At 73.0% G+C, this 244-nt stretch carries 1 pseudogene; it reads right to left on the minus strand.

The window, feature by feature from the left end:
* A pseudogene (locus tag KVS67_RS12690) lies at window positions 1–212 on the minus strand (diaminopimelate epimerase); the annotation flags it as partial.
* Window positions 213–244: the final 32 nt, after the last annotated feature.

Genomic DNA, 244 nt, shown 5'->3' on the forward strand with positions numbered 1-244 from the left:
TGGGGGTTGCCCATCGAGATGCTCAGCGCCGGACGCGGATCGGTGAGGCCGTGGGCGAGGACCATCGCGTCCGACGCCGCCTCCTCCGCCAGCTCGGGGTCGAGGTAGGACCAGGGGCCCATGTCGTTCGCGTAGCCGTGCTCGAGCCGGGTCACGGCCTTCACGCCGGCGCGCGTGCCGGTGGTGATCGCCCGGCCGGGGGCCCGGTCCACGTGGCCCTTCTCGACCAGGAAGTGCACGAAGG

The organism is Micrococcus sp. GbtcB5 (assembly GCF_019091605.1).
Taxonomy (GTDB): Bacteria; Actinomycetota; Actinomycetes; order Actinomycetales; family Micrococcaceae; genus Micrococcus; species Micrococcus luteus.